A 1,859-nucleotide genomic window follows, 5' to 3' on the forward strand; every position below is an offset into this window, starting at 1 on the left:
ACGCGNACTGCTCTGGCAGATGCAAAAACCGTTTGCCGCCACCCTGCGCGTCCGNTCAGACGGCATCAGCCAATGGAACGGCAAAGGCTGGATAATGCCCGATACCGGAAAATTTTCCGGACAAAGCCGCAAATTGGAAACCGCCTAAAGAAGCCTTCAAATACTATAAATCATCAAGCCGGCACCAAAAGTTCAAGAAAAAAGTGCCTTGGGCGGTTTGGGCGTTGATTGCGGTTGTAGGGTTTGTAGGCTGGAAAAGTTACGGCATGTTTCAAGTTTACAGCAAAGCCACAGACAGCCGGATTGAGCAGGAAGCGCAAAAAGAAAGCGTTGTGCAGACGATGACGGAGCAGACGGCATCATCAGAAACAGCGCCTTTTGAGCATTCCGACAATCTGAAACCTGAAGACTTTGTGCCGACTTTGCCCGAAAAGCCCGAAAGCAAGCCTATTTATAACACAGTCCGACAAGTAAAAACCTTTGAGCAAATCGCCGGATGCATAGACGGCGGAAAATCAGATTGCACATGCTATTCAAATCAAGGAACACCCTTGAAAGAAATAACAAAGATAATGTGTAAAGAATATGTGAAAAACGGGTTGCCTTTCAATCCTTACAAGGACGAACGGCAAAGGACGGAACAGGCGGCACAGTCCGCGAAAGCGGACAAGCCCCAAGTTCTCGTAATGGGCGGAAAGTCCTAATAAAATTTAATGTACGACAACTGAAGAGCGCGGAAAACCGTTTGAAGGAATCGGCGGCGGAGTCGTAAAGCAGAAAGTTCTTTTTAAAATCATATTCTGAATACTAAATCTGAGGATGTCATGATTCACAAACCAAGATATATCAAAATTGTAGATGAAAACGGGGATTTCACACGTGTTCTCCGTCTCCATAAGTTCCCGGACACGTCGAAAGTTTTTTATTTCGAGCCTATGTTCTGGCTTAAAGATGGTCGGCTTGCCCGGAAAGACAGTTTGTTTGAAGTTGATTACATTTACGGTGCAGACGGTTGCGGGTTCTTGCCGTCAAATTTAACGGAGTTCAGAAAATATTGCCGGAAAAAGCACCAAAAGTTTAAGGACGATGAAGTTTTAGTAAACCGTTACGCGGTCGATTTTTTGGGTGCGAAGGAACCCCCATATGACGACCGCCATGTGACTTCAGTCAAATATTTTGTTTGATAAAACCAAAATCACAAATTCAGCCACTACCCCTCAGGATGGCTTGGGCGGAGCGAAGGGGGTTAACTGCTAGAATGGCTGTTTTTTTTTGGGCGTATCTCAGTCCGGAATCGCTTCGTTCGGGGGTTGTACGTGCAGGAAAATAGGGCGGAAAAAAGGAAAAGGGGGAAGCTTTGTAAAGATTGGGTGCGTTACCCAATCTTTACGAATACCCCCTTTTCCTTTTTTATGAACTGTTTTTCAATACCGCAAACCCACTAACGGAGTGATTCCGGACTGAGATACGCCTAAAAAAAATCAGACATTCGGGTCGCAACAGGAATCTTTACCAAAACCTGCAACCCAAATAAAATCAGACACGGCAAAGGAATAGCTACCCTTTGCCGAAACCGTCCGGCCTGAACAAACCACAAACTTAAAGTTTGATGACGAGAATAGGCGGGCGGTTTTCTTGTTTGTGAAATTGAGTAGTATCAAAGAACACAGATTCTGAATATATAAGGGTAATCCCATGCGTAACGCCGTAGGATTGGATATATCCAAGCCGAAGGAGTGCCTTCGGGAGCCGTAACACAGGTGCTGCATGGCTGTCGTCAGCTCGTGTCGTGAGATGTTGGGTTAAGTCCCGCAACGAGCGCAACCCTTGTCATTAGTTGCCATCATTCAGTTGGGCAC

The 1,859-nt window shown here is 45.9% G+C and carries 1 protein-coding gene, 1 rRNA gene and 1 pseudogene; all 3 read left to right on the forward strand.

Going from position 1 to position 1,859, the window contains the following annotated elements; translation table 11 throughout:
- Positions 1-122: 122 nt before the first annotated feature.
- A pseudogene (locus ACRPFF_RS10915) lies at positions 123-704 on the forward strand (zonular occludens toxin domain-containing protein); the annotation flags it as partial.
- A 120-nt stretch (positions 705-824) separates the two neighbouring features.
- Positions 825-1,184 (forward strand): hypothetical protein, encoded by a 360-nt coding sequence (locus tag ACRPFF_RS10920; RefSeq protein ID WP_003689732.1) that lies wholly within the window; start codon positions 825-827, stop codon positions 1,182-1,184.
- A gap of 523 nt (positions 1,185-1,707) precedes the next feature.
- Positions 1,708-1,859, forward strand: a 16S ribosomal RNA gene (locus ACRPFF_RS10925); the annotation flags it as partial.

Source organism: Neisseria sp. SLRRB23 (genome assembly GCF_050896295.1).
Classification (GTDB): domain Bacteria; phylum Pseudomonadota; class Gammaproteobacteria; order Burkholderiales; family Neisseriaceae; genus Neisseria.

Coding starts and splice junctions, on each gene's coding strand:
- ACRPFF_RS10920 (WP_003689732.1), top strand. CDS start 825: ATGATTCACAAACCAAGATATATCAAAATTGTAGATGAAAACGGGGAT.